The sequence below is a fragment of the Lysobacter sp. M2-1 genome (assembly GCF_022662495.1).
Lineage (GTDB): Bacteria > Pseudomonadota > Gammaproteobacteria > Xanthomonadales > Xanthomonadaceae > JAKPBU01.
This window is the reverse complement of record NZ_JAKPBU010000006.1, coordinates 1-18,423: the sequence shown is the minus strand read 5'-3', so window position 1 is coordinate 18,423 and position 18,423 is coordinate 1. Positions and strand designations below refer to the sequence as shown.

At 66.0% G+C, this 18,423-nt stretch carries 16 protein-coding genes; 8 read left to right on the top strand and 8 right to left on the bottom strand.

Features of this window, described 5'->3' with window-relative positions:
* The first annotated feature begins 84 nt into the window (after nucleotides 1-84).
* Nucleotides 85-759 carry a leucyl/phenylalanyl-tRNA--protein transferase gene (gene aat, locus MC375_RS12835; protein ID WP_242103844.1) on the top strand — a complete coding sequence of 225 codons (675 nt, stop codon included), beginning with the start codon at nucleotides 85-87 and terminating at the stop codon, nucleotides 757-759.
* 84 nt (nucleotides 760-843) lie between these two features.
* Entirely contained in the window at nucleotides 844-1,062 is a 219-nt protein-coding gene (gene infA, locus MC375_RS12830; RefSeq protein WP_112926214.1) for a translation initiation factor IF-1, read from the top strand.
* A 58-nt stretch (nucleotides 1,063-1,120) separates the two neighbouring features.
* Here infA and clpA read toward each other — a convergent pair whose 3' ends face one another.
* Both clpA and clpS read right to left on the bottom strand, forming a co-directional pair.
* Nucleotides 1,121-3,394, bottom strand: a complete 2,274-nt coding sequence (gene clpA / locus MC375_RS12825; protein WP_242103795.1) for an ATP-dependent Clp protease ATP-binding subunit ClpA — start codon at nucleotides 3,392-3,394, stop codon at nucleotides 1,121-1,123.
* Nucleotides 3,395-3,485: 91 nt separating this feature from the next.
* Entirely contained in the window at nucleotides 3,486-3,818 is a 333-nt protein-coding gene (clpS, locus tag MC375_RS12820) for an ATP-dependent Clp protease adapter ClpS (protein WP_242103794.1), read from the bottom strand.
* Nucleotides 3,819-3,918: 100 nt separating this feature from the next.
* Between clpS and MC375_RS12815 the strand changes: the two genes are divergently transcribed.
* Genes MC375_RS12815 through hflD form a run of 3 tightly spaced genes read left to right on the top strand, consistent with a single transcriptional unit; the run spans nucleotide 3,919 to nucleotide 6,118 of the window.
* Entirely contained in the window at nucleotides 3,919-4,398 is a 480-nt protein-coding gene (locus tag MC375_RS12815; protein ID WP_242103793.1) for an NUDIX hydrolase, read from the top strand.
* A complete protein-coding gene (gene mnmA / locus MC375_RS12810; protein WP_242103792.1) occupies nucleotides 4,395-5,516 on the top strand; it encodes a tRNA 2-thiouridine(34) synthase MnmA in 1,122 nt (373 codons plus the stop codon). Before MC375_RS12815 ends, mnmA begins: the two co-directional genes overlap by 4 nt.
* Nucleotides 5,513-6,118 carry a high frequency lysogenization protein HflD gene (hflD, locus tag MC375_RS12805; RefSeq protein ID WP_242103791.1) on the top strand — a complete coding sequence of 202 codons (606 nt, stop codon included), beginning with the start codon at nucleotides 5,513-5,515 and terminating at the stop codon, nucleotides 6,116-6,118. Before mnmA ends, hflD begins: the two co-directional genes overlap by 4 nt.
* Nucleotides 6,119-6,206: 88 nt before the next feature.
* On the opposite strand, the gene MC375_RS12800 is transcribed toward hflD, so the two are convergent.
* Together MC375_RS12800 and MC375_RS12795 are read right to left on the bottom strand one after the other, a co-directional pair.
* A complete protein-coding gene (locus MC375_RS12800; RefSeq protein WP_242103790.1) occupies nucleotides 6,207-6,605 on the bottom strand; it encodes a type II toxin-antitoxin system VapC family toxin in 399 nt (132 codons plus the stop codon).
* Nucleotides 6,602-6,874 carry an AbrB/MazE/SpoVT family DNA-binding domain-containing protein gene (locus MC375_RS12795; RefSeq protein ID WP_242103789.1) on the bottom strand — a complete coding sequence of 91 codons (273 nt, stop codon included), beginning with the start codon at nucleotides 6,872-6,874 and terminating at the stop codon, nucleotides 6,602-6,604. Before MC375_RS12795 ends, MC375_RS12800 begins: the two co-directional genes overlap by 4 nt.
* A 147-nt stretch (nucleotides 6,875-7,021) precedes the next feature.
* Here MC375_RS12795 and acnA point away from each other — a divergent pair, with 147 nt between their 5' ends.
* Nucleotides 7,022-9,805: an aconitate hydratase AcnA gene (gene acnA, locus MC375_RS12790; RefSeq protein ID WP_242103788.1), complete on the top strand. Its 2,784-nt coding sequence runs from the start codon at nucleotides 7,022-7,024 to the stop codon at nucleotides 9,803-9,805.
* A 218-nt stretch (nucleotides 9,806-10,023) separates the two neighbouring features.
* On the opposite strand, the gene MC375_RS12785 is transcribed toward acnA, so the two are convergent.
* Entirely contained in the window at nucleotides 10,024-10,434 is a 411-nt protein-coding gene (locus tag MC375_RS12785; RefSeq protein ID WP_242103787.1) for a nuclear transport factor 2 family protein, read from the bottom strand.
* A gap of 184 nt (nucleotides 10,435-10,618) precedes the next feature.
* Here MC375_RS12785 and MC375_RS12780 point away from each other — a divergent pair, with 184 nt between their 5' ends.
* Nucleotides 10,619-12,298 carry a long-chain fatty acid--CoA ligase gene (locus MC375_RS12780; protein ID WP_242103786.1) on the top strand — a complete coding sequence of 560 codons (1,680 nt, stop codon included), beginning with the start codon at nucleotides 10,619-10,621 and terminating at the stop codon, nucleotides 12,296-12,298.
* A 202-nt stretch (nucleotides 12,299-12,500) separates the two neighbouring features.
* On the top strand, nucleotides 12,501-13,403 hold the full coding sequence (locus MC375_RS12775) for a crotonase/enoyl-CoA hydratase family protein (protein ID WP_242103785.1): 903 nt from the start codon (nucleotides 12,501-12,503) through the stop codon (nucleotides 13,401-13,403).
* Between the two features lie 7 nt (nucleotides 13,404-13,410).
* On the opposite strand, the gene MC375_RS12770 is transcribed toward MC375_RS12775, so the two are convergent.
* The 3 genes from MC375_RS12770 to lysS form a co-directional block, all read right to left on the bottom strand.
* Nucleotides 13,411-15,543, bottom strand: coding sequence for an ATP-binding protein (locus tag MC375_RS12770; RefSeq protein WP_242103784.1), 2,133 nt, complete (start codon nucleotides 15,541-15,543; stop codon nucleotides 13,411-13,413).
* A 5-nt stretch (nucleotides 15,544-15,548) separates the two neighbouring features.
* Nucleotides 15,549-16,607: a two-component system response regulator gene (locus tag MC375_RS12765; RefSeq protein WP_343223534.1), complete on the bottom strand. Its 1,059-nt coding sequence runs from the start codon at nucleotides 16,605-16,607 to the stop codon at nucleotides 15,549-15,551.
* Between the two features lie 195 nt (nucleotides 16,608-16,802).
* Complete coding sequence (lysS, locus tag MC375_RS12760) at nucleotides 16,803-18,317, bottom strand: lysine--tRNA ligase (protein WP_242103783.1); 1,515 nt, start codon at nucleotides 18,315-18,317, stop codon at nucleotides 16,803-16,805.
* Between the last annotated feature and the right edge of the window lie 106 nt (nucleotides 18,318-18,423).

Here is an 18,423-nt window from a genome sequence, read left to right as displayed (position 1 = left end):
TGACGCCGCTCCTACAATGTGGCGGTGCGCACTCCGGTTACCCTGCTCGACCCCGATCCGGACGCTCCGTTCCCACCGGTGGGGATGGCCCTGTCCGAACCCAACGGATTGCTGGCGATCGGCGGCGATCTTTCGCCAGCGCGTCTGCTCAACGCCTATCGCCACGGAATCTTTCCCTGGTTCTCGGCTGGACAGCCGATCCTGTGGTGGAGCCCCGACCCACGGATGCTGTTCCGGACCGATGCTGTGCACCTGACCTCCCGGGTAAGGCGCGAACTGCGCCGATCGGGCTGGGTCGCACGCGCGGATACCGCGTTCGATGCGGTCATCGCGGCCTGCGCGCTATCGCCCAGGCGGGGCCAGAACGGCACCTGGATCACCGACGCCATGCTCGCCGCCTACGCCAGGTTGCACCAACTGGGCCATGCGCATTCGGTCGAGGTGTTCGACGGTCGGGCGCTCGTCGGTGGGATCTATGGGGTCGCCGTCGGGCGCATGTTCTTCGGCGAGAGCATGTTCAGCGCCAGATCTGCCGGGTCCAAGGCGGCCTTGGCCGCCCTCGCCTACCGGCTGCGGGAATGGGGATGGCCATTGATCGATGCGCAGGTGGAAAGCGCGCACTTGCGGTCTCTTGGCGCCGACGTCTGGCCACGAGACGCCTTCATGGGCGCCATCTCGCCTCTATGCAACGCGCCCATCCCGCCAGACGCCTGGACCGAGGCATTCGGCCGGCTGCCGCTCCGGGATCTCGCCGGCTGAACCGCGGTTTTGCCCCTGGTCCCCCGCGCGTGTCAGAATGCGCGACTTTCCGGCGCCCTGCGCCAGCTTCACCACCAGGACCACATGGCGAAAGACGACGTCATCGAATTCGAAGGCACGATCTCAGAAACACTTCCGAACACCATGTTCCGGGTGAAGCTGGAGAACGGCCACGAGATCATCGCGCATATCTCCGGACGCATGCGCAAGAACTACATCCGGATCCTCACCGGCGACAAGGTCAAGGTGGAGATGACGCCTTACGACCTGACCAAGGGACGGATCACCTACCGGATGAAGTGATCCATCCGGGCAAGCGAAGGGCGGCCAGCGGCCGCCCTTTTTTGTCGCCTGCCGGCAGCTACACCGTCACCGGGAGCAGCTTTTCCGGCTCGGCCTGCACGTCGACCACCAGATCGCCGTCCTTGACGTCGACATTCACCCGGCCACCGCCGACCAGCTTGCCGAACAGCAGTTCGTCGGCCAGCGGGCGCTTGATCCGCTCCTGGATGATCCGGGCCATCGGGCGCGCGCCCATCAGCGGATCGAAGCCGTGCTGGGCCAGCCAGTCGCGCGCATCCGGCGTCGCCGAAAGGGTCACGTTCTTCTCGTGCAGCTGGGCTTCCAGCTCGATCAGGAATTTGTCGACCACGCGCAGGATGTGCTCCATGCCAAGCGCCTGGAACTGCACGATCGCATCCAGCCGGTTGCGGAATTCCGGGGTGAAGCCCTTGCGGATCACTTCCATCGCGTCGGTGCTGTGGTCCTGCTTGGTGAAGCCGATGGTACGCCGCGCCGCCTGCGCCGCGCCGGCGTTGGTGGTCATCACCAAGATCACGTTCTTGAAGTTCGCCTCGCGCCCGTTGGTATCGGTCAGCACGCCGCGATCCATGACCTGCAACAGGATATTGAAGATGTCCGGATGCGCCTTCTCGACCTCGTCGAGCAGCAATACGCAATGCGGAGTCTTGACGATCTTCTCGGTGAGCAGGCCGCCCTGGTCGAAACCGACATAACCTGGAGGCGCACCGATCAGACGGCTGACCGAATGCGGCTCCATGTATTCGCTCATGTCGAAGCGCACCAGCTCGATCCCGAGCTGCAGCGCGAGCTGCCGCGTGACCTCGGTCTTGCCCACGCCGGTGGGACCGGCGAACAGGAAGTTGCCGATCGGCTTGTCCGGATTGGCCAGGCCCGAACGGGCCAGCTTGATGGCCGACGTCAGGGTCTCGATGGCCGGATCCTGGCCGAAGATCACCATCTTCAGGTTGCGCTCCAGATGCTGCAGCACGTCCTTGTCCGAGGCGCTCACCTGCTTGGCGGGAATCCGCGCCATCTTGGCAACGATGGTTTCGATCTCCTCCACGTCGATGACCGCCTTGCGCGCCTCCAGCGCGAGCAGGCGCTGACGCGCGCCGGCCTCATCGATCACGTCGATCGCCTTGTCAGGCAGCAGTCGGTCGCCGATGTGCTTGACCGACAGGTCCACGGCCGCCTTGATCGCATCGTCCGCATAGCTGACGCCGTGGTGCTGCTCGTACTTCGGCTTCAGGCCCTGCAGGATCTCGATCGCCTCGCCGACCGTGGGTTCGACGATGTCGATTTTCTGGAAACGCCGCGCCAGCGCACGGTCCTTCTCGAATACGCCCCGGTATTCCTGGAAGGTGGTCGATCCGATGCAGCGCAGGTCGCCCGATGCCAGCGCAGGCTTGATCAGGTTGGAAGCGTCCATCGTGCCGCCGCTGGCCGAACCGGCGCCGATGATGGTGTGGATCTCGTCGATGAACAGCACGGCGCCCGGGATCTTCTTGAGCGCGGCCAGCACCGCCTTCAGGCGCTTCTCGAAGTCGCCACGGTACTTGGTGCCGGCGACCAGCGCGCCCAGGTCGAGGGCGTAGATGGTGGCGTCCTGCAGCACCTCGGGCACCTCGCCGTCGACGATACGCTTGGCCAGGCCCTCGGCCAGCGCGGTCTTGCCCACGCCCGCCTCGCCCACGTAGAGCGGATTGTTCTTGCGCCTGCGGCACAGCACCTGGATGGTGCGCTCGACCTCGTCGGCGCGGCCCACCAGGGGATCGATCTTGCCCTCGCGCGCCATCTGGTTGAGGTCGCTGGCGTATTCCGCCAGGGCGTCACCCTTGTGCTCGCCCTCGCCGGCTTCGGCCTTGCCCTCGCCGGTCAACGGCTGCGGGTCGTCCTCGCCGCCGTGCTTGGCGATGCCGTGCGAGATGTAATTGACCACGTCCAGGCGATGGATGTCCTGCTGCCCGAGGATGTACACCGCGTGCGAATCCTTCTCGCCGAAGATCGCCACCAGCACGTTGGCGCCGGTGACCTCCTTCTTGCCCGATGACTGCACGTGATACACGGCGCGCTGGAGCACGCGCTGGAAACCCAGCGTCGGCTGGGTATCGCGGTCGTCGTCGCCCAGACGCGCGACCGAGGCCTCGATCGCCGCCTCCAGGTCGGACCGCAGACGCGGGAAATCGGCATGGCAGGCCTTGAGCACCGACTCGGCCGAAGGGTTGTCGAGCAGCGACAGCAGCAGGTGTTCGACCGTCATGTACTCGTGGCGCGCCTCGCGGGCGCGCTTGTAGCACTGGCCGATGGTGTACTCGAGATCCTTGCTGAACATGGGGCGTAAGCCTCCGCGAAACTACTGACGCTTCAGATGGTGCCTGCCGATCGGGAATTCCAGTGGCCCGGACCGGCCGCCGGATCCCACGCTACGCCTTCTCCATGGTGCACAGCAGGGGGTGCTGGTTGAGCCTTGAATATTCATTCACCTGCGCCACCTTGGATTCGGCCACTTCCCGGGTGAAGACGCCGCAGACGCCGCGGCCGCGGGTGTGGACGTGGAGCATGACCTGGGTCGCGCGCTCCACGTCCAGGGCGAAGAATCGCACCAGTACGTCGACGACGAAATCCATCGGCGTGTAATCGTCGTTCAGCAGCAGGACCGAGTACAGCGGAGGCCGTGCCACTTCCGGTCGTGCGGTTTCCACGGCGAGGCCGTGGTCGCGCTCGTGGGTATGTTCGTCATTGGGCTTGCGGGGCATGGCGCGATTATACGAACGCGGACCGCATGGACGGCATCGGCGGCAGCGGTGAAAATGCGACCATGCGCAGGACCCTCCACATCCCAGCCAGGAATCGGCAGTGAGCTACCGCGAAGGCCGTTTCTGGCAGCCCGACGTCACCGTGGCCACGATCGTGGTGCGCGATGGCCGGCTGCTGATGGTGGAAGAGCATGCCAACGGCGGCCTGGTCCTGAACCAGCCGGCCGGACATCTGGAGCCCGACGAAAGCCTGGAACATGCCGCACTGCGCGAAACGCGGGAAGAAACCGGCTGGGACGTGAACCTCACCGGATTCGTCGGCGCCTATCAGTGGAAGGCGACGCCGCGTGCGGGCGAAAGCGATGGCCGGCACTACCTGCGCTTCGCGTTCGCGGCCGAACCCACGCGCCACGATCCGGCGCATCCGCTCGACGAGGGAATCGTCCGGGCGCTGTGGATGACGCCCGACGAACTGCAGGCGGCGCAGCCACGCCACCGCAGTCCGCTGGTCTGGCGCGCGGTCGCCGATTTCCTGGGTGGACGCCGGCATCCGCTCGACCTGGTCCAGCACATCGCATGAGCCCGGCTTCCACCATCGTCGGCATGTCGGGCGGCGTGGATTCGTCGGTCGCGGCCCTGCTTCTGCAAAGCTCCGGCGAGCGGATCGCAGGATTGTTCATGCACAACTGGGCCGACGACGGCAGCGGCGACTGTCGGGCCGAGGACGACCGTCGCGATGCGGTGGCGGTCTGCGGGCGCCTGGGCATCCCGATCCATTTCCGCGACTTTTCCAGTGAATACTGGGACGGAGTGTTCCAGCACTTCCTCGCCGAATACGCGGCCGGACGCACGCCCAACCCGGACGTGCTGTGCAACCGCGAAATCAAGTTCCGGCATTTCCTCGACGCGGCGCATGCGCTCGGGGCGGAGCGCATCGCCACCGGCCATTACGCACGGGTCGAACGCGGGGGCGGCGCAACCCGCCTGTTGCGCGCCGTCGATCGCGACAAGGACCAAAGCTATTTCCTGCATCAGCTCGGTCAGGAGCAGCTGGCCGTCACCCGCTTCCCGCTGGGTGATCTGCGCAAGCCCGAGGTGCGCCGGCTCGCGCAGGAGGCAGGGTTGCCGACGGCGACCAAGAAGGATTCGACCGGCATCTGCTTCATCGGCGAGCGCGATTTCCGCGAATTCCTGGGGCGCTATCTCCCAGCCCGTCCTGGCGAGATCCGCGATCCCCAGGGCCGCGTGCTCGGCGAGCACCCGGGCGTGTTCTATTTCACCCTCGGCCAGCGCGGCGGCCTGCAGCTGGGCGGGGTGCGCGGGCGCGATCCGGCCCCGTGGTACGTCGTCGGCAAGGACGTGGAGCACAACGTGCTGGTCGTCGATCAGGGTCCCGACAGCCCGCTGCTGCAGTCGCGCAGCCTATGGTCGGAGCCGGCGCACTGGATCGCGGGCGCGCCTCCTGCGACCCGGTTTGCCTGCACCGCGCAGACCCGCTACCGGCAGCAGGACGTGGCCTGCGAAGTCGTGGTCGAGCCGCACGACGGCAGCGTGCAGGTGCGCTTCTCCAGCGCGCAGCGGGCAGTGACTCCGGGCCAGTCGGTGGTGTTCTACGAAGGCGAGGTCTGTCTCGGGGGCGCGGTGATCGGCGCCACCGATGCACCGCTCGAAGCGCGCCTGCGCGGGCAGGCGGCATGAGCGCCATGCAGGAGCGGGCGCTCGCCCTGGCCGGGCTGGTCCAGGCGCTGGCGCAGGTGCGGCGGATCGCCGATACCGGCCAGGCCGAAAGCGCCGTGCTGTCGACCGCGCTGGAAAGCGTGTTCCGCATCGACGCGGAATCACCCGCGGCGGTCTACGGCGATGCTTCGGCGCTGCGACCGGGCATGCAGCTGCTGCACGACTATTTCCGCAACGACGCGCAGGATCCGCTGCTGCCGCGGCTCGCTCTGGCGGTGCTGCAGCTGGAGCGCCGGTTCGTGCGCGACCCAGCCATGACCGAACGCGTCCACCAGGGCATCACGGTGCTGTCGGCGCAGGCCCACAACCAGGGCGCCACCCACCCGCAGGTGCTGTCCGAACTCGGTCGCCTGTACGCCGACACGGTCAGCCATCTGCGTCCACGGGTCATGGTCCAGGGCAATCCGCATTACCTCGGTCAGGCCGACGTGGTCGCCGAGATCCGTGCGGTGTTGCTGGCCGCGTTGCGCTCGGCGGTGTTGTGGCGCCAACTCGGGGGCAGCTTCTGGGACTTCCTGCTCCGGCGCCGGGAACTGGTGGCCGCAATCGAACAGGCGTTGTGACCATCAACCGCAGGTTACGCGCATGCGATCGCCCTGCTCCGCCGCCCGGACATTTGTTTACGAACCACGAACCACGGCGTGGCCAGCCCTACGTAGCCGGCACGATCAGTTTCAGCCCCTTGAAATAGTCGCGATAGAAGGCCGCGTCGTGGGTAATGAGGCCATCGCACTGGAGTAGCGCATGCGCACCGATCAGGAAGTCGGGCACCGTGCGCCCGCTGCCCACCCGCTGCCGGTAGCGGCGCTGCATCTCGCCGGCGCGCACCGCCGACTTGGCCTCCAGCGGCACGTAGCGAATGCTCATGTCCTCGAGCACGGCCAGGACTTCGGAGCCGTCGCGCAGCGCGCTGCACACCTCGGCCAGGGTCACCTCGCAAACAACCACCGGCCCGGCGACCAGGCATTGGCGCAGGCAGACTTCGGCGGCATCGGCTTTCGGCCCGCCGGTAAGCAGATCCACCAACACCGGAGCATCGATGGCGATCACTTCGCGCCCTGCCCGCCTTCGTCGGGTACTGGCGATTCACCGGGTGATCGACCGCGCAGCGCACCCATGGCCTCGTCGGTGCTGGCGAACCCCTGATCCAGCCGGAAACGGCCGCGCGCACGCGAAATCGCGTCGTCGACGCTCTTGCGCAGCACGATCCGGCCGTTCTCCAGCTCCACCTTAAGCACGCTGCCCTTGCTCAGGCCCAGCGCCTCGCGCACCGCCTTGGGCAGGGTGATCTGGCCGCGTTCGGCCACGATGACTTCCATGGCGTGTTCCCTTGAGGTCGCGTGTATGGAACGAGCATACATACTTTATTTTGCATACTCAAACCGTCATACTATGCGCCTACCGTCGGCAGTGACGGTTTCGATTCCCCCGCCAGGGCCGCCCGGCCCCAGCCCTTGGAGCCCCCCATGTCCGACTCCTTCGCCAGCCGCGCCCGCCTCGACGTCAATGGTCGCTCCTACATCTATTCGAGCCTGCCCAGGCTGGCCGAGCGCCTCGGCGGCCCCGGGTCTGCCGGCCAGCTGCTGGCGAGGCTGCCCTACTCGATGAAGATCCTGCTGGAAAACCTGCTCCGGCACGAGGACGGCGTGAGCGTGCTGCCCGGCCACATCGAGGCGGTCGCGAAGTGGGACGCGCAGGCCGAACCCGATACCGAAATAGCGTTCATGCCGGCGCGCGTGGTGCTGCAGGACTTCACCGGCGTGCCCTGCGTGGTCGACCTGGCGGCGATGCGCGATGCCGTCACCAAGCTGGGCGGCAAGGCGAGCCAGATCAACCCGTTAATCCCGTCCGAACTGGTGATCGACCACTCCGTGCAGGTCGACGTCTTCGGCCGCGCGGACGCGCTGGACCTCAACGGCAAGATCGAATTCGAACGCAATCAGGAGCGCTACAGCTTCCTGCGCTGGGGCCAGAAGGCATTCGAGAACTTCAAGGTGGTGCCGCCGAACACCGGCATCGTCCACCAGGTGAACCTCGAGAACCTGGCGCGTGTGGTGATGGAGCGTGACATTGACGGGGAAACCTGGGCGTTCCCGGACACGGTGTTCGGCACCGATTCGCACACCACCATGATCAACGGCATCGGCGTGCTGGGCTGGGGCGTGGGCGGAATCGAGGCCGAGGCCGCGATGCTGGGTCAGCCGTCCTCGATGCTGATCCCGCAGGTCGTCGGCTTCAAGTTGACCGGCAGGCTGCCCGAAGGCACCACTGCCACCGACCTGGTGCTGACCGTGACCCAGATGCTGCGCAAGCTGGGCGTGGTCGGGAAGTTCGTCGAGTTCTACGGCGATGGCCTGCAGCACCTGCCGCTGGCCGACCGCGCCACCATCGCCAACATGGCGCCCGAATACGGCGCGACCTGCGGCATCTTCCCGATCGACGCCGAATCGCTGACCTACCTGCGGCTGTCCGGCCGCAGCGAGGAACAGATCGCCCTGGTCGAGACCTATGCCAAGGCGCAGGGGCTGTGGCACGACGCCGACACCCCGCACGCCAGTTACTCGGCCACGCTCGAGCTCGACCTTGCAGACGTCAAGCCATCGCTGGCCGGCCCCAAGCGCCCGCAGGACCGCGTGTTGCTGCAGGACGTCAAGACCAACTTCGCCGACAACCTCGGCCCACTGGTCGCCAACCGCAAGGCCCAGAACGGCGCGGTGGCGGACTTCAAGGAAGAAGGCGGCGCACAGCCGCAGGCCGAACACCTGGCTGCCAAGCCAAAATCGAAGATCCGGATCAAGGATGTGGATGCGGAACTCACCGACGGCTCGGTGGTGATCGCCGCGATCACCTCCTGCACCAACACGTCCAATCCCGCCGTGATGCTGGGTGCCGGACTGCTGGCGCGCAATGCGGTGGCCAAGGGCCTGAAAGCCGCCCCCTGGGTGAAGACCTCGCTCGGCCCGGGCTCGCTGGTGGTCACCGACTATCTGAAGAAGGCCGGCGTGCTTGACGACCTGGAAGGACTTGGCTTCTTCGTCGTCGGCTACGGCTGCACGACCTGCATCGGCAACTCCGGCCCGCTGCCGGACGAAGTGTCCAAGGGCATCGCGGAAAATGAACTCGTGGTCGCATCGGTTCTGTCGGGCAACCGCAACTTCGAAGGCCGCGTGCATCCGGAAGTGAAGGCCAACTACCTCGCCTCCCCACCGCTGGTGGTGGCCTACGCGATCGCCGGCACCGTCGACATCGACCTGACCACCCAGCCGCTGGGGAAGGACACGGCCGGCAACGACGTCTACCTGCGCGACATCTGGCCGACCAACAAGGAAATCGGCGACACCATCGCCGCCACGGTCGGCCCGGAACTGTTCGCGCAGAACTACGCCGACGTGTTCAAGGGCGACGCGCGCTGGAACCAGATCGCCTCGCCCGAGGGCGAGTCCTACGCCTGGGACGGAGCGTCCACCTACATCAAGAACCCGCCCTACTTCGACGGCATGACGATGGAAGTCGGCACCATCGACGACATCCACGGCGCACGCGTGCTCGGACTGTTCGGCGATTCGATCACCACCGACCACATCTCCCCGGCCGGCAACATCAAGAAGGACTCACCTGCGGGCCGCTTCCTGCAGGAACGCGGCGTGCAACCGGCCGACTTCAACAGCTACGGCTCGCGCCGCGGCAACGACGACGTGATGGTGCGCGGCACCTTCGCCAACATCCGGATCAAGAACCTGATGTTCGGCGGCGAAGAAGGCGGCAATACGCTGTACCACCCACCGGGTTCGGCCAAGCCGGAAAAGCTGCCGATCTACGACGCCGCGATGAAGTACAAGGCCGATGGCGTTCCGCTGGTTGTGCTGGCCGGCAAGGAATACGGCACCGGCTCCTCGCGCGACTGGGCGGCCAAGGGCACCAACCTGCTGGGCGTGAAGGCGGTGATCGCCGAGAGCTTCGAGCGCATCCACCGATCCAACCTGGTCGGCATGGGCGTGTTGCCGCTGCAGTTCAGGGACGGCGATAACGCACAGTCGTTGGGGCTCGACGGCTCGGAAACCTTCGACATCACAGGACTCGACGACGGTGCAGCCAAGACAGCCACAGTCACCGCCACCAAGGCAGGCGGCAGCAAGATGGTGTTCCAGGCGAGCGTGCTGCTGCTGACGCCGAAGGAAGTGGAGTATTTCCGCCACGGCGGCCTGCTGCAGTACGTCCTTCGCCAACTGGCCGCAAGAAAAGCCGCATAACCGGCTTCGCATGGGGCGGAAACCCGCCCCGCCCCGCCGCAGCGCGGCGGGCGTTCGCGAAGGCCGCGCGGCAATGCCGCGCGAGCTATCTGATCGCCTGTCCAGCGGTCGCCCTCAGCTTCGCTGCAGCAACTACTTCGGCAGATGTATCGCCGCCTGATGCCTTGCCGGCGGATCCGACCGGATCAGCCTGGCAGTGCATCCGCGCGGTGCTTGCCTCATAGCGCAGGCGTCCAATCGGCGCTGGTCAACATCCAGTCGCCGTCGACCAGACGCCAGCCCGTGACGACCTGGTAAACCTGCCCCTCCTGAGGCACGAGTCCGGCGCCGCCGCTGATCGCCGCGGTGAAGCGCACCGTCGCATGACGGTCGCCCCTCATTTCAACTTGAAGTGGACCCAGCTTCGCGCCCACCTCGCGGTAGCGCAGGAACGTGCCGGCCGCCAGCTGACGCGCGCCCCGACGATCCATGCCCTCGTTGCCGACGAAGTCCTCGGCCAGTACCGAGGTGACCGCGTCGGCATCCCGCGCCCCGATATCGCGCTGCAGCTGGGCGATGGTGTCGCGCAATGCCTGCTCGGGCGGCGTCCGGGCGCACGCGCAAGCACAGCCAACGATGGCCAGAGCCATGAGTAGACGCCACGCGCTTGTTTTCCCCATCGTTCCGTCCGTTTTGCGCCGACCACATGACACTACCCCTCCGGGAGCTGGCGGTCGAATGACGCCTTGCCAGCCCCTAGAGCCTATGCTCCAATCGGGCCAGGCTTACGCCACCGAAACACGTGGCCGCAGACAGGAACAGGGAGACCTTCGCATGAACGACGCACGCCCCTGGCTGGCGAGCTACCCCGCCGGCGTTCCTGCCGAAATCGACCCCGACCAGTTTTCGTCGGTCCCGCAGGTGCTGCAAAGCGCGATCGACCGCTACCGCGACAACCCCGCCTTCAGCAACCTCGGCAAGACCCTCACCTACGGGGAAATCGACCGCGCCAGTGCGCAGCTGGCGGCCTACCTGCTGGGCGAGCTCGGGCTCAAGAAGGGCGATCGTGTCGCGATCATGATGCCCAACTGCCTGCAGTATCCGATCTCCACGTTCGGCATCCTGCGCGCGGGGCTCACGGTGGTGAACGTGAACCCCATGTACACCCCGCGGGAGCTGAAGCATCAGCTCGTCGATTCGGGTGCGGTTGCGATCCTGGTGGTCGACAACTTCGGACGCACGGTGCAGGACGCCCTTGCCGGCACCCAAGTGAAGCAGGTGATCACCACTGGCCTGGGCGACCTGCTTGGATTTCCCAAAGGCGCGATCGTCAACTTCGTGCTGCGTTATGTGAAGAAAATGGTGCCCGACTACGACATCCCGGGCGCGATCCGTTTCGCCGACGCGCTCAGCCTGGGCCAGCGGCACACCCTCCCCGACGTCGAGATCGAATCCGGCGACGTCGCTTTCCTGCAGTACACCGGCGGCACGACGGGCGTGGCCAAGGGCGCCATGCTCACGCACCGCAACCTGGTCGCCAACATGCAGCAGGCTTCTGCATGGATCGACACCCTGGTCCGCGACGGGCAGGAAATCATCATCACCGCGCTGCCGCTGTATCACATCTTCTCGCTCACGGCGAACGGGCTGGTCTTCATGAAGATCGGCGCATTGAACTACCTGATCACCAACCCACGCGACATGCCCGGCTTCGTCAAGGAATTGTCGAAGGTCCCCTTCACCGCGATCACCGGGGTCAACACCCTGTTCAACGGCCTGCTCAACACGCCCGGCTTCGACAAACTCGACTTTTCGCACCTGCGCCTGACGCTGGGAGGCGGAATGGCCGTGCAACGTGCCGTCGCCGAGCGCTGGAAACAGGTCACCGGGGTACCGCTGATCGAAGCCTATGGCCTGACCGAGACCTCGCCCGCGGCCTGCATCAACCCGATGGACCTAGTCGACTACAACGGCTCGATCGGCCTGCCGGTGCCATCCACCGACGCCTGCGTCAAGGACGAGGACGGCCGCGTCCTGCCCACCGGCGAGGTCGGCGAGCTGTGCATCAAGGGTCCACAGGTCATGAAGGGCTACTGGCAGCGTCCGGAGGAAACCGCAGCCGTGATCGACGACGAGGGCTGGCTGCACACCGGGGACATGGCGAGGATGGACGAGGCCGGCTATTTCTACATCGTCGACCGCAAGAAGGACATGATCCTGGTGTCGGGCTTCAACGTGTATCCGAACGAAGTCGAGGACGTCATCGCGATGATGCCGGGGGTCCTCGAAGTGGCGGCCGTAGGCGTGCCGGACGACAAATCCGGGGAGGCGGTGAAGGTGGTGATCGTGCGCAAGGACCCGTCCCTTACCGCCGAACAGGTGAAGGCGCATGCACGGCTCAACCTGACCGGGTACAAGCAACCCCGATTCGTCGAGTTCCGCCAGGAACTGCCCAAAACCAACGTCGGCAAGATCCTGCGCCGCGAATTGCGCGAGCCGACAGCGTCCGCCTGAACACCCCTGTCCCGGCCGGCGAGGTGACACGCAGCGTCACTTTGCCCCGCGTACGCGGCATTAGTTGCCGATCAATTGCTGGAAACGCTTGCAGTTTCACCTTGGAAGGTGCATAGAGGCGCAAACGGGCGCATTTCTATGCCTTTGGATCGCAGCCGGCGCGCCCGGTCGGTGCCGCGATCCGCTTCCAGGGGAACCTCTCATGTACAACGTCGAACAACTGCACCGCGATCCCTCTCTGTCCACCATCCGCACCCAGGGCGATGCCAGCAATGCCTCTCACTGGTGCTTCATGCACGCCCAGCAGGCGTTCTCGGAAGCTGGCTACCGCCCGTGCTTCAGCCCGCGACTTCTGCGCGAGTTGCGTCTGTTCGCGCAGGAAACGATCAATACGATCAAGTCCGACGTCGAGGCGGATCCCGCACAGATCTCGCACATCGTGCTCGCATCCGACGCGCATGTCTTCAACCTCGGCGGCGATCTCCAGCTGTTCTCGCACCTGATCCGTGAACGCGATCGCGAAGGCCTGATGCGCTACGCCACCGAATGCGTCGACAGCATCCACCTGCTGCATACGCGCCTGCACCCGTCCGCTCACACCGTCGCTCTGGTGCAGGGCGATGCGCTGGGCGGCGGCTTCGAACTCGCGCTCGCATGCCAGACCATCGTGGCCGAATCCGGCGTGCAGATGGGATTCCCAGAGGTGTTGTTCGGCCTGTTCCCGGGCATGGGCGCGTATTCGCTGCTGTCCCGTCGCGTGAGCCCGAAGCTGGCCGAGCAGATGATGCTCAACGGCGTCATGTACAGCAGCGACCAACTGCATCGGATGGGCATCGTCGACGTGCTGGTCCCCAAGGGCGAAGGCGCGCGCGCGGTGCACGAAGTGATCCGGCAGAACCGCCGCATCGCGACCGCGCGCCTGGCGCTGCATCGCGTGCGCGACGCGGTCAATCCGGTCTCGCTGGACGAACTCGCCCGCATCACCGAGATCTGGGTCGATACCGCGCTGCAGCTGACCGACAAGCAACTGCGGGTGATGGAACGCCTGGTGCGCGCACAGCTGCGCCGCCCGGAAGCCGTGCTGGAGAACGTCTCGGCCGTCTGACCCCGCATCAGCGAGCCGAATCCTGGTCCACGTCGGCGGCAATCATGTTGCCGCCGGCGCGCAGCGCCGTTAGCGTCTGCTCGAGCTGCTGTCGCAGCCGGTCGACCACGAGCTGCCATTCGTCCAGCAGCCTTTCGGCGGTCATGCCCATCCCTTGCGAGGCGCTCTCGGCCAGGCGCGAGGCGCCCATGTTGCCGGCGGTCCCCTTGAGCGCATGACAGGCATCGCGGAAAGCCTGCCAGTCCCGGCCGCGCCCAGCCACATCCAGATCGGCCACGCATTTGCGCGCGTCGCGCGCGCATTCGGTGAGGAACTTCGCCACGAACTCCTCGCCCATGCCCATGCCGCGCAATTCGTCGAGCAGGTCCTGTGAAATGACCTCCTTGTTCGACACCGGTTCGGGCTGTGCGACCTTGGCGACCGCGCCCGCGGGCAGGCCCTCGGCGATTTCCGCCAGCCGCTCGAGCAGCTTGTCGATCACGATCGGCTTGGTCAGGAAGGCATAGGCACCGGCCTTTTCGCATTCGATCCGCGCTTCGGTGGTAGCGTCGGCCGACACGACGATGAAGGGCGTGCGCGGCCCGCCCGCCTGCATGAAGCGCGCCTGCTTGATCACGTCCAGTCCGCTGACCCCGGGCATGTGCAGGTCGATGATCACCGCATCGAACTGCTGGGCTTCGATCGCATTGAGCACGTCCTCACCATCGTTGACGATCTGCGGTCGGTGCCCGGCCTTCTCCAGCAGCTTGCGCATGACCATCAGGTTGGCCGACTGGTCGTCCGCCACCAGGATCCGCAGCGGCCGGACCCGTGCGCGATGGCGGATGAACGGGTCGGCGAACGCGATGACATTGCTTGCGCCGGCGGGCTCTTCCTGCGCCTGTGCAGGAGCGAACGGCATTTCGACCCAGAACTCCGAGCCAACGCCCGGCGTGCTTTCCACCCCGATCCGCCCGCCCATCAGCTCGGTCAGGGCCTTGGCGATGGTGGTGCCCAGCCCGGTTCCGCCAAAGCGGCGCCCATGCCCGATCTCGACCTGCTCGAACGCATCAAACAGCTTGTCCAGCCGGTCGGCGGGGATGCCGATGCCGGTATCGCGGACCGAGAAATGCACGGAGATGGCGTCCGGGCCGGACGGCATCAGCGACGCGTCCAGGGTGACCTTGCCCGTCTCGGTGAACTTGATCGCGTTCGACAGCAGGTTGACTAGCACCTGCTGCAGGTGGCCAGCATCGCCGTGAACCCGGGTGGGTACGTCGGGCGCGATCTTGAACTCGAACGCCAGTCCTTTGGCCTGTGCGCCCGGCTGCAACATCAGGTGGATGTTACGGAGCAGTTCCGTCAGCGAGAAATCCGACCTGTCGTGCTTGAACTTGCCAGCCTCAATCGCCGACAGGTCGAGTACGTCGTCCACCAGCAGCTGCAGCGTCCGGGCCGCGGTCTGGATGACCTTCGCGCTGTCGCGCTGGTCGCTGGACATGGTGGTGGTCATCAGCAGGTCGGACATGCCGACGATGCCGTTCAGCGGAGTGCGGAACTCGTGGCTCATGTTGGCCAGGAACCGGCTTTTCGCTTCGTTGGCGGTGCGCGCAGCTTCGGTCGCCCGTACCAGCGCCTTCAACAGCGACAGCAGGTACAGCGGGATCGCCACCAGTCCGGCCAACAGCGCCCAGCCCAGCCAGGGATTGGTGCCCCAGTACGGGGTGGACACGAGCACGGTCAGGAAGGTCGTGACCGCGAAGCCGATCGCCAGGTACAGGAACCCCGGCCCGTAGCGCAGGCCGTTGCCTACCGTCACCCACATGAGGATCACATACAGCGGCGCCCCGTAGGCGCCCAGCAGGTACAGGCCGACGCCCATCAGGCTGTAGTCGGCCACCATGCCCAGGACCCGGCGCGGGTTGGACGCGCGCGGGCGCCACAGCAGCCACGACACGATCGCCAGCGCCACGCCGAACTCGATGGCGAGGAAACTCAGTGACAGGACAAGGGCACGCTCATAGCCCGGCCTGCCTTCGACCACCCCGAGCAGGTAGGCGAGCACCACCAGCAGCATGGCCACGCGCACGAAGGCCTGGCCGTGCTCGCTGTCGGTGCGATTCGACAGCCTGGATTTGATGACCTGCAGGAGCGCGTCCATGGCGGCTATTGCAGGGACGGGTTGCCGGCTGGCACCGAGGTCTGGGCGCAGATTTCGCGCAGGCGCGCTTCCTCACCCAGCAGAACGTCGATGCATTTCGGATCGAACAGCAGGCCGCGTTGCTCGACCAGGTATGCGAGCGCTTCCTCGATGCTCCAGGCGCGCTTGTACGGCCGGGGCGAGATCAGCGCGTCGAACACATCGGCGACGGTGACGATGCGCGCGGCCAGAGGGATGTCTTCTCCCTTGAGCCCATCGGGATAGCCGCTTCCGTCGTAGCGCTCGTGATGGCGCAACGCGATCAGGGCACTGGTCTGGACGAAGCGGTTCTGGCTGTCGGCCAGCAGCTTGTAGCCAATGCGCGGATGCCGGCGCATCTGCGCGATCTGTTCCGGATCCAATGGACCGGCCTTGAGCAGGATGTCGTCGGGAATCGCGATCTTGCCGATGTCGTGCAGGGGCGCAGCCAGCTCGATGGTGCGAACTTCGTCCTCGGGCAGACCCAGGCCCTCGGCGATCAGGCCCGCGATCCGCGCCATGCGCTCGAGGTAGGCGCTGGTACCGGCATCGCGATACTCGATCGCGCGGGCCAGCCGGGACAGGGTCTCGCGCTCGCGCTCCTCGATCTCGTGCATGCTCGAGAGCAACCGCTGCTCCAGAGACAGCGCGCGCTGTTTCACCGATTCGCTCTGCTGCCTGAGCTGCAGCAGGTTCCGGCAACGCGCACGCAGTTCGCGCGGCCGCACGGGCTTGACCAGGAAGTCGATCACGCCCGCATCCAGTGCCGCCTGGCGGATCGGTTCGTCGCCGACGACCGTCACCAGCACGATCGGCACGTCGCGGTGCATCAGCGGACGGCGGAAGCGGCGGGCGAATTCGAGCCCGTCCAGGCCCGGCATGCGGTAATCCAGCAACAGCAGGTCCGGACGGTTGGCCCCGCACCAGTCCAAGGCTTCGAGCGGATCGCCGAAATCGCGCACGTCCAGCTCAGGGCCGATGTCCTCCAGGATATGGCGGAGCATCGTCCTGGCGGATGTCTGATCATCGACGATGACGATGTTCACGTGTCCCCCGGTGGACCACTGCGGGCTTCCTGCCGTTCGAGCGTACTCGGTTGTAGCGATAGCGGTACGGCCTTCTTGACCCGGCGGCTGCCGGTGCCAGTTACCGCTATTCCAGAAGCAAACGCCCTTCCGGAGCCTACGCGGTCACCCCGGTATTCAAGCAAGTTATATGCCACGGAACCCACTCCGTCACGCTCAGCCTTCCGGCCGCATGTATGGAAAGAGCAGTACGTCGCGGATTGAAGCCGAATCCGTGAACAGCATCACAAGGCGGTCGATCCCCACGCCGAGACCGCCGGTCGGCGGAAGGCCCACCTCGAGCGCACGGATGTAATCGGCATCGTAGTGCATGGCTTCGTCGTCGCCGCCTTCCATTGCTTCGACCTGGGCGTGGAACCGCGCCGCCTGGTCTTCAGGGTCGTTGAGCTCCGAAAAACCGTTGGCAAGCTCCCTGCCCCCGACAAACAGCTCGAAACGGTCGGTGATCCCCGGTTCGCTATCGGACTCCCGCGCCAGCGGGGACACCTCGACCGGATAATGGGTGACGAAAGTGGGCTGGATCAGCCCCGTTTCGACCGTTTTCTCGAATATCTCCAGCAGCAGCTTACCCCAGCCGTAGCCCGGCTTCACCGGAATCTTCAGGCGGGCGCAGTGCGCGGCCAGGGCCTCGCGGTCGCGGCAGTCCGCAGCGCTGATCTCCGGGTTGAGCTCGCGCACCGCCTCTTCCAGCTTCCAGCGCCGAAACCTGGGGCCCAGATCGATGGCCTGGCCCTCCCAATGCAGCGCGGTGGTGCCCAGGACCGTCTGCGCCGCATCCCGGATCATCGATTCGGTCAGGTCCATGATCTCCTCGTACGTGGCGTAAGCCTCGTACAGCTCGAGCATGGTGAACTCCGGATTGTGCCGGGTGCTGACGCCTTCGTTGCGGAAATTGCGGTTGATCTCGTAGACGCGCTCGAAGCCGCCCACCACCAGACGTTTGAGGTACAGCTCCGGCGCGACCCGCAGGTACAGGTCGAGACCCAGGGCGTTGTGATGGGTCTGGAACGGCCTGGCCGTCGCGCCGCCGACGATGTAATGCATCATCGGCGTTTCTACCTCCAGGAAGCGGCGCGCGTCGAGCCAGCGACGCAGCGCGGCGATCACCTGCGAGCGCTTGATGAAGACCTCGCGCGCTTCCGGATTCACGATCAGGTCGACATAGCGCTGGCGATAACGCTGCTCCACGTCCGCGAGGCCGTGCCATTTGTCGGGTAGCGGGCGCAGCGACTTGGTCAGCAGGCGCAGCCGGTCCGCCTTCACCGACAGCTCGCCGGTCTTCGTGCGGGTCAGGCCGCCCTCGGCTGCGATGATGTCGCCGACGTCCCAGCCCTTGAACGCATCGTAGGCTTCGCCCAGCACGTTGGCTTGCAGGAACAGCTGGATCCGGCCGGTCATGTCCTGGATCTGGGCGAACGCGGCCTTGCCCATGACCCGCTTGGCCAGCAAGCGCCCGGCGATCGCCACGCGGCGGCCGGTCGCCTCCAGCGCTTCGCCGGTCCAACGTTCCGCATCGGCATAGTCCGCGTGCAGGTCGCCGGCATGGTCCGCACGGTGGAAATCGTTCGGAAACGCGACGCCCTGCCCGCGCAACGCGGCGAGCTTGTGGCGTCGCTCTGCGATCAGCAGGTTTTCATTCGCATGCGACTGCTGGGTGATGTCTTCGGCCATCCGGCGCTGTCTTTGGTAGGAGCGGCGTCAGCCGCGAGCTCTTGCGAGATTACCTGTTCGGGCGGAAAATCGAGCGGGAGACGCCCCCCCAACAAGGCGCACCAAA

What these genes read in the sequence shown, in the direction of transcription:
- hflD (WP_242103791.1), top strand. Translation starts at nt 5,513, where the DNA reads ATGAGCGCCATGCAGGAGCGGGCGCTCGCCCTGGCCGGGCTGGTCCAG.
- acnA (WP_242103788.1), top strand. Translation starts at nt 7,022, where the DNA reads ATGTCCGACTCCTTCGCCAGCCGCGCCCGCCTCGACGTCAATGGTCGC.
- infA (WP_112926214.1), top strand. Translation starts at nt 844, where the DNA reads ATGGCGAAAGACGACGTCATCGAATTCGAAGGCACGATCTCAGAAACA.
- MC375_RS12770 (WP_242103784.1), bottom strand. Translation starts at nt 15,543, where the DNA reads ATGGACGCGCTCCTGCAGGTCATCAAATCCAGGCTGTCGAATCGCACC.
- MC375_RS12785 (WP_242103787.1), bottom strand. Translation starts at nt 10,434, where the DNA reads ATGGCTCTGGCCATCGTTGGCTGTGCTTGCGCGTGCGCCCGGACGCCG.
- aat (WP_242103844.1), top strand. Translation starts at nt 85, where the DNA reads ATGGCCCTGTCCGAACCCAACGGATTGCTGGCGATCGGCGGCGATCTT.
- MC375_RS12775 (WP_242103785.1), top strand. Translation starts at nt 12,501, where the DNA reads ATGTACAACGTCGAACAACTGCACCGCGATCCCTCTCTGTCCACCATC.
- clpS (WP_242103794.1), bottom strand. Translation starts at nt 3,818, where the DNA reads ATGCCCCGCAAGCCCAATGACGAACATACCCACGAGCGCGACCACGGC.
- mnmA (WP_242103792.1), top strand. Translation starts at nt 4,395, where the DNA reads ATGAGCCCGGCTTCCACCATCGTCGGCATGTCGGGCGGCGTGGATTCG.
- MC375_RS12780 (WP_242103786.1), top strand. Translation starts at nt 10,619, where the DNA reads ATGAACGACGCACGCCCCTGGCTGGCGAGCTACCCCGCCGGCGTTCCT.
- clpA (WP_242103795.1), bottom strand. Translation starts at nt 3,394, where the DNA reads ATGTTCAGCAAGGATCTCGAGTACACCATCGGCCAGTGCTACAAGCGC.
- MC375_RS12795 (WP_242103789.1), bottom strand. Translation starts at nt 6,874, where the DNA reads ATGGAAGTCATCGTGGCCGAACGCGGCCAGATCACCCTGCCCAAGGCG.
- lysS (WP_242103783.1), bottom strand. Translation starts at nt 18,317, where the DNA reads ATGGCCGAAGACATCACCCAGCAGTCGCATGCGAATGAAAACCTGCTG.